This is a genomic window from Candidatus Benthicola sp. (assembly GCF_058719085.1).
The window spans coordinates 1-7514 of record NZ_JBZQEK010000165.1; the positions used below are offsets into that span (position 1 = coordinate 1).

5 protein-coding genes and 1 pseudogene are annotated in these 7514 nt (G+C 68.7%); 4 read left to right on the forward strand and 2 right to left on the reverse strand.

Translation table 11 applies throughout. The features are described 5' to 3' along the window. Together AC36XV_RS12195 and AC36XV_RS12200 are read right to left on the reverse strand one after the other, a co-directional pair. Positions 1–674: pseudogene (locus tag AC36XV_RS12195) on the reverse strand (tetratricopeptide repeat protein); the annotation flags it as partial. Positions 675–728: 54 nt separating this feature from the next. Then, positions 729–1475 (reverse strand): M48 family metallopeptidase, encoded by a 747-nt coding sequence (locus AC36XV_RS12200; protein WP_492203959.1) that lies wholly within the window; start codon positions 1473–1475, stop codon positions 729–731. 503 nt (positions 1476–1978) lie between these two features. On the opposite strand from AC36XV_RS12200, the gene AC36XV_RS12205 reads away from it, so the two are divergent. The 4 genes from AC36XV_RS12205 (at position 1979) to AC36XV_RS12220 (ending at position 7496) form a co-directional block, all read left to right on the forward strand. Further along, positions 1979–3889: a tetratricopeptide repeat protein gene (locus AC36XV_RS12205; protein WP_492203960.1), complete on the forward strand. Its 1911-nt coding sequence runs from the start codon at positions 1979–1981 to the stop codon at positions 3887–3889. Next, entirely contained in the window at positions 3859–4284 is a 426-nt protein-coding gene (locus tag AC36XV_RS12210) for a hypothetical protein (protein WP_492203961.1), read from the forward strand. The genes AC36XV_RS12205 and AC36XV_RS12210 overlap by 31 nt, the downstream gene beginning before the upstream one ends. A gap of 123 nt (positions 4285–4407) precedes the next feature. After that, positions 4408–6717, forward strand: a complete 2310-nt coding sequence (locus AC36XV_RS12215; protein WP_492203962.1) for an SUMF1/EgtB/PvdO family nonheme iron enzyme — start codon at positions 4408–4410, stop codon at positions 6715–6717. A 104-nt stretch (positions 6718–6821) separates the two neighbouring features. Further along, complete coding sequence (locus tag AC36XV_RS12220) at positions 6822–7496, forward strand: hypothetical protein (RefSeq protein WP_492203963.1); 675 nt, start codon at positions 6822–6824, stop codon at positions 7494–7496. The last annotated feature ends 18 nt before the right edge of the window (positions 7497–7514 follow it).

Genomic DNA, 7514 nt, shown 5'->3' on the forward strand with positions numbered 1-7514 from the left:
CCGTGACCGGCGTCGATGAGCTGCACCGTGATCCGCACACGGTCCCCGGCGCGGCGGACGCTTCCTTCCAGCACGGTCGCCACACCCAGCGATTCGGCGATCGTCCGGATGTCGGTGTTCGAACCCTTGAAGGCGAAGGAAGAGGTGCGGGCCGCGACACGCAGGTCCTCCACCCCGGACAGGGCGTTCAGCAGCTCCTCGGACAGGCCGTCGCTGAAGTAGTCGAGGTCCTCGTTGTCGCTCGTGTTGGCGAACGGAAGCACCGCGATCGAGTCGTAACTCCCGGTGCCCCGAATCCGTCCCGTCGCGAACCACCATGCGCTGAGCCCGATCAACACCACACCGACCAGGGCGGCGAGACCGATCGGCCATCGGCGGCCCGCCGGCTGAGCGACGATGGCGTCGATCTCCTCCTCCCCCGCCGACTCGGTCCGCCTCAGTCCGTCCGGCCCCGTCTCGAAGGCCCACGCCAGCACGCAGGCCACCGGGAAGCCCAGGATGACGAGGAAGGCGATCGCGCTGAGGATCCACGGTGGCAGGTGCAGGGCGGGGACGAAGACGTCGGCCGCCTCCACCACGACGAACCCGACGCCCCCGTAGACCGCGGCGACGCGGAACACGTGGCGCCGTTTGAGCTCGGCGAAGAATCGCTGGTATCGGTGTGCCTCGGCCATCGGTCGAAGATCGCGAGGCGGGCGGCCCGGGAGCAAGGAGACGGTCTCCCGCGCTCAGCCCTCCGCTCTTCCGTTCAGCTCGTCGCGCCGCTCTCTCCAATCCGGCAGGGAGCGGTCCATCAGGGCGTGGAAGCGCGCGTTGTGGGTCGGCTCGAGGAAGTGCACGAGCTCATGCACCACCAGGTACTCGAGAAGGGCGGGACGGCGCGTCGCCAGCTCGGTGTTTAGCCGGATGGTTCGCGCTCTCGGGTTGCAGGTACCCCACCGGGTCTTCATGCGGCGGATGTAGACGTGCTGCGTCTTCACCCCGAGGCGGTTCTCCCAGCGACGCAGCAGCCCGGGGAGGGCGGCGCGGAGCTGATCACGGTACCAGGCTTCGACGATCGCCCGCCGGCGAGCCCGATCCGTTCCCGGCCTCACGGTGAGTCGGAGGCGTCGCGGCGTGAGCTCCACCTCGGGCGCCGCGTCGCGCTCTTCCACGCGGAGCACGTGGTTCCGGCCCCAGACCCGGTGCACCTCCCCGTCCGTGTACCGGAAGGGCGCCTCGCGCTCCATCGACCGGATCTTCCTGCGGTGGCGGCGGATCCAATCCAGCTTCGAGAGGGCGAAGTCCCGGATGGCGGTGAGGCTGGTCCGCCAGGGCGCCGACACGCGCACCCGGCCATCGGGCGGGTGCACCGTGAGGTTGATGTTCCGCACGTTCCGCCGCCGCACCACGTCGACGGTGATCTCCGCCACCCGGATCCGGGCCACGCTCGTGGTCCGGTCCGAGCCCGATCGCCGCCTCTTCGTGGTTCGCAAGGAAGTCCGCCGTGCTCGGGTCCATGGGAGCCCGGTTGAAATCCGGGCGGATTCATTATCCGTACACGAAACCCGGATTCGCGGCAATGGGTGAGACACGTGCATTCGAATACCGCAAGGAATGGACTTCTTGGTGTCGCAGCTGCGTGTCCAATAAGTTTCTGCAGAATATATATTTCACAGTGTTCATATCATGTGATTTCGCGAAAGAACGAAAGCCACGGGTTCGGCGGCACGGATCACCCGAACGACCGCGGTGCTCGCCGGACTTTCTCCCCCCTCTTCCCCACTCGGACCGCTCTGGAAGCCGGCTTAGCGGGCCCCGGATATGGGGGTGAAAACGAGGGCCTCACCTTCAGGAAGATATCTTCCCGGATCTCGACCTCCCCGATCGACCCCATATAGACTCGGCCGTCCGCCCGTCTATATTCGGAGGACCGGGCGAGCATTCCCTGACGACACCGAATTCGACGGAGAACTCGAAGCGAGGGCTCGAGCACGACATGTTCCGACAGCTGCTGGATCGCCGCGTTCCCCAGATCGTCGCCCTCTACGTGGCCGGCGCCTGGGGCTTCGTCCAGTTCGTGGACTGGGCCGTGGGCCAGTACGGGCTCTCTCCGCACCTCGTGAACTTCGTCGTCACCTCGCTCCTTCTCCTTCTCCCGTCGGTGGCCTGGCTGGCGTGGCGCCATGGAGCGCCCGGACGGGAGAGCGATTGGGGCCTGCCGGACGGGGCCTTCGTGGTCGCCAACCTCGTGATCGGGGCCGGGATCCTGATCCTGGCCTTCGCGGGACGGGAGCTGGGCGCCGCGACCACGGTCCGGCTCGTCGAAGATGACGACGGCAACGTGGTGGAGCGCGCCGTGCCGAAGGCCGCCTTCCGCCGGTCGCTGCTCGGCTTCCGGTTCGAGGGCGCGGCCGACTCGGAGCGCGCGTGGCTCAGCGACGGGATCCGCCTGGCGCTGATGATGGACCTGATGCAGGACCCGTTCGTGCGATACCAGGACGACTTCCATTGGGCCGTCCGGGACCTGGTGGGCGAGGCCGGCATCCCGGACGGCGCCGGCGTTCCGCTGCCGCTCAAGCACCAGGCGGCGAAGACCCTCGGCGTGGACTACTTCCTGGCCGGGGACTTCCGCGCCGAAGGCGATTCCCTCGTGATCACCTCGCGGCTCTACGATACGGGCACGGCACGGCTCGTGGCGGAGCACGAGTACCGGGGCGTGGACCCTCTCGAGATCGTCGACCGGATCTCCGTCGACGTGCGTCGCGACGCCGGAGTCCCGGAATGGCAGATCGACGAGGGCGTCGATCTTCCGGTCCGCGAGCGGCTCACCGATTCGCCCGAGGCGTTCGAGGCCCTGGCGGAGGCCGACCGGGGGTGGCGACGCAACGACTTCTCGGAGGCCCGGTCCTCCGCCCAGCGCGCCGTGACGCTCGACTCCACGGCGGCCCTCGGACACATGCTGCTCATCGCCGGGAACATGTCGTTCGGCGACCTCGCCGCCGCCCGGGCCAGCGCCGAGTCTCTTTCACGGTTCGAATGGCGATTCCCGGAGCGGCTGCGGCTGATGTTTCGGATGATGAAGCAGGCGTTCCTCGACTCGGACTTCGAGGGGGCCCTGCGGACGGGCCGCTACTGGGCCGAGGTGTATCCCGAGGATCCGATGGCCCATTCGATGCTGGCCGATCTGTACCGCGATACGGGGGACCGGGAGGCGGAGGCCCGCGAGCGCCGGGCTCTCCTCGCGATCGATCCGACGGACACGGACGCGATGCGGAGCCTCGGCATCTACTACCTGGCCAACGCGCAGTACGACAGCGCGCTCGCCGTCCTCCGGCGGCGCTCCGCCCGGGTGCCGACCGACGTGCAGAACCGGATCGACATCGCGAACACGCTGATGAACCTCGGTGACCTTGCCGGGGCGCGCTCGGAGCTCGAGGACGCCCGGATCGTGGCTCCGGACGACGTGGATCTCCTGAACACCATTGCGCGTCTCGACCTGCGGGAAGGTCGGTCTGCGGAGGCGGCAGAGCTCGTTGAGGAAGCTCTTTCCCGGGCCCGCCGGGACGAAGACCGGTACGTCCTGGTCGGCACCGAGGAATCGATCGCCTATCAGGAAGGCCGGTTCGAGGAGCTCGAGAGTCTGTACCGCGAGCGCCTGCGCCTGGCCAGCGCGACGAGGCCGCTCGCGCAGCTGGTGAGCAACATGCCGAGCTCGGAAGTGCTGTTTTTGCTGCCGAGGCGGGACGCGCGGAATTCGCCCTCGCGCAGCTGGACAGCCTGCGCTCCCTCCTCGAGCCTCCGTTCTCGGACCACGTCGATCAGGCGGTCCTTCGGATCCATCTCGACCTGGGCCAGATCGAGGAAGCGAGGGAGGCCGTGGAGCGACTCGAGACGCTGCGCGACCTGAGCGGCGGACGGGCCTACGACGCGTACATCCTTTGGGCCGAAGGCAGGATCGCCGAGCTGGAGGACGGCTCCTGCGATCGGGCGCTCCCGAAATACGACGAGGCGCGGCGGCGACGGCCTCTCACCCGGACGTACGCGGTCGCGCGCGCCCGGTGCCTGCGCGAGTTCGGCGGACTCGATGAGGCCGGCGAAGAAATCGAATGGCTGCGCGATCGCGTCCCCGGCTTCGGCGACGTCCGACTGGAGGCCGCCCGCTACTTCGCGGCGCAGGGGGAGATGGACGCGGCCCTCGCCCAGCTGGACAGCCTCCTGGTCACCTGGTCGAACGCCGACCCCGAATTCGAGCCGGCCCGGGATGCCCGGGAGCTGCGCGCGGAGATCGCCGCTCAGCGTTGACTCCGATCGAGCTCCGAACGTCAGCCGCGCACCCCGCCTCCCATCGACAGGCGCCGGTCGGCTCCGTAGAGTGGGGCGCGCTCAGCCAGTCCATACCCGAGTCCAATCCCGATGAGAGGCCCGATGCCCGGTAAGACACACCAGCGTTCCCTGTGGCAGGTGCTCGGCCTGTACGCCGCCGGCTCCTGGGTCGTCCTCCAGGTCGTCGACGTGCTGAGCCAGAACATGGGCCTCCCGTCCTGGGTGTTCACGCTCACCCTGACGCTGCTCCTCATCGGACTCCCGGTCACGGCGGCCACCGCCTACTTCCAGGGCATCGGAGCGAAGGCCGCGTCTCCGACCAAGGCCGGCGCGGGTCGGCCCGCGGCCGGCTCCCGCGGGCTGTTCACGTGGCGGAACGTCCTCATGGGCGGCGTCGCGGCGCTCGCCCTGTGGGGCATCGCGGTCACCGGCTGGCTCGTGCTGGGCACGCGGGGCGCCGAGGAATCCGAGTGGGACCTGGTCACCGGACTGGACGAGATTCGGCGCCGAGTTGGCGCGTATGACTATCCGGGCGCCAACGCGATCGCCCGTGAGCTGGATGGCGTGATCACGAACGACTCGGTCCGCGAGGCCATGTGGTCCGAGGTGTCGCGCACCCTCACCCTGCAGACGGTGCCGCCGGGCGCCACGGCCTTCCGTCGGGACTACGGCGACCCGGACGCGGAGTGGGAGGAGCTCGGCGTCACGCCCGTCGAAGTGGAGCGCTTCCCGTTCGGCCTGTCGCGCGTGCGCTTCGAGCTCGACGGTTACCTGTCCCGCGAGACGGCGGACTTCTCCGGTCGAATCGCCGAGGCGGAGCCGTTCGTCCTCGATACCGAGGAGACGCTGCCGGCCGGCATGTCGCGGGTCAGCGGCGCCTCGGCCCGCATCTGGGCGCCCGGGCTCGAGCAGCTCGATTCGCTGGTCCTCGCCGACTTCTTCATGGATGTTCACGAGGTCACGAACCGCCAGTACAAGGAGTTCGTGGACGCGGGCGGATACCGCGATCCGGCCTGCTGGACCGAACCGTTCGTTCGGGATGGCCGGGCCCTCTCGTTCGACGATGCCATGTCCGCCTTCGTGGACCGGACGGGACGTTCCGGCCCCAGTGGCTGGCAGGCAGGAGCCTACCCGGAGGGCCAGGGCGACCTTCCGGTGGGAGGCGTGAGCTGGTACGAGGCGCAGGCCTACGCCTGCTTCGTCGGGAAGGCCCTTCCCACCGTGTACCACTGGTACATGGCCGCCGACCCGTTCAGCTCGAACCACGTCGTGCCGCTCAGCAACTACGGGAGCGGCGGTCCAGCCCCGGTCGGAAGCTACCAGGGGGTTACGCGCGACGGCGTCTACGACATGGCCGGCAACGTCCGCGAGTGGACGAGGAACGAGGACGGCGAGGCCCGCTACATCCTGGGCGGCGGGTGGGACGACCCGCAGTACTCGTTCAACGACGCCGTCACCTCGCTCGCCTTCGATCGCTCTCCCGCGAACGGCATCCGCCTCGTGCAGTACCCCGACACGACCAACGTGGCGGCGGCCGGCGCCCCGATCGAGAAGGCCTTCCGCGACTACACCGCCGAGACACCGGTGTCGGACCAGGTCTTCGACGTGTACCGCCAGATGCTCGCCTACGACCGGACGCCGCTGAATGCGGTGGTCGTGAGCACGGACACCACGGCGACCTGGGTCCGGGAGCACGTGGAGCTCGACGCGGCCTACGGAGACGAGCGGCTGGCCGTGTTCCTGTTCCACCCGCTCGGCGGACCGGGCTCTTCGCCGCGCCAGGCGGTCGTCTACTTCCCCGGATCCAACGACCTGTACGCTACCTCGTACGACGAGTTGAGCGCCGCGCGGATCGACTTCATCCTCCGCAGCGGGCGAATTCTCGTGTACCCGGTCTACAAGGGCACCTGGGAGCGACAGAGCGACATCCAGTCGGATGTGCAGGATGCCTCGAACCTGTACCGCGACCACGTCATCGCGTGGTCGAAGGATCTCAGCCGCTCGATCGACTACCTGGAGACGCGGCCCGACATCGACTCCGATCGCCTGGCCTACATGGGGATCTCCTGGGGCGGCGCCATGGCCCCGATCATGACGGCCATGGAACCCCGCCTGAAGGCCAGCATCCTGCAGGTGGGCGGACTGATGATGCAGGACGTGCAGCCGGTGGCGGACCCGTTCAACTACCTGCCGCGCGTGACGATCCCGACCCTGATGCTGAACGGGCGGTACGACTCCTTCTTCCCGCTCGAGTCGTCGATCCTGCCGTTCTACGACAACCTCGGAACGCCCGAGGCGGACCGGAAGATCATCGTGACCGACGCGAATCACTTCGTCGGCGCCTACAACGCCGACCTGGTGATCGCGGAGACACTGGACTGGCTGGACCGGTACCTGGGGCCGGTGGAGTGACGCGCTCGGCCATGAAACCCGGAGCCGCATTCGCCTCGTAGTCGACAGGAAACGCGGGCCGGACCGGATCGCCGCGCCCCACCGTCCCTCGAGACGAGGCTCCCATGACCGAAACCTCATCCCTGGACCGTTCGATGGCGCGGGCCGGAGGCGTGGCCGGGCTGGCCGCCGTCCTCTGCTACTTCAGCGCCGCCTTCGTGCCGCTGCCCGACACCCTGACCCTGTGGCTCGCCTTCGCGTTCGGTCCCCTGCTGGCCGTGTCCTTTCTCGGCCTGTTCCACGCCCTGCGGTCGGAGAGGGACGGACCGGCCCTCCGCTTCGGAGTCGTGCTGGGCATTCTGGCGGGTGCCACGGTGACGATCATGCTCACCGTCCAGGTGGGCAACAACATGTTCCTCGACGAGCAGCTCTCCAGCGCCGACACCGAGCTGGCGCGAGAGGCGGCCCGGCAGGTGCATCGGGCGGTGAACCGGGTGCAGATGCTGATCGACGTCGCGTGGGACGTGTTCATCTGCGGCGCCGGCGCCCTGATCGGGTTCGCCATGCTGAAGCACCGGGACTTCGGCCGCATCTGGGGAGCGTTCGGGATCCTCGCCTCGGCAGCCCTTCTCTACCTCAACCTCGACACCTACCCGAGGGGTCCCGCGTACGCCGGGTCGGTGGATCTCGGGCCCGTGCTGGCCCTCTGGTTCCTGGCGGTGTTCGTGAGGATCACGTGGCTTCAGGCGCGACGGGGTCGTGAGGGAGCGCCCGCCGCAGCCGGCACCGGCGGCGGTTGATGCCGAAAGCTCGCCCTC

Coding starts and splice junctions, on each gene's coding strand:
- AC36XV_RS12220 (WP_492203963.1), top strand. CDS start 6,822: ATGACCGAAACCTCATCCCTGGACCGTTCGATGGCGCGGGCCGGAGGC.
- AC36XV_RS12215 (WP_492203962.1), top strand. CDS start 4,408: ATGCCCGGTAAGACACACCAGCGTTCCCTGTGGCAGGTGCTCGGCCTG.
- AC36XV_RS12205 (WP_492203960.1), top strand. CDS start 1,979: ATGTTCCGACAGCTGCTGGATCGCCGCGTTCCCCAGATCGTCGCCCTC.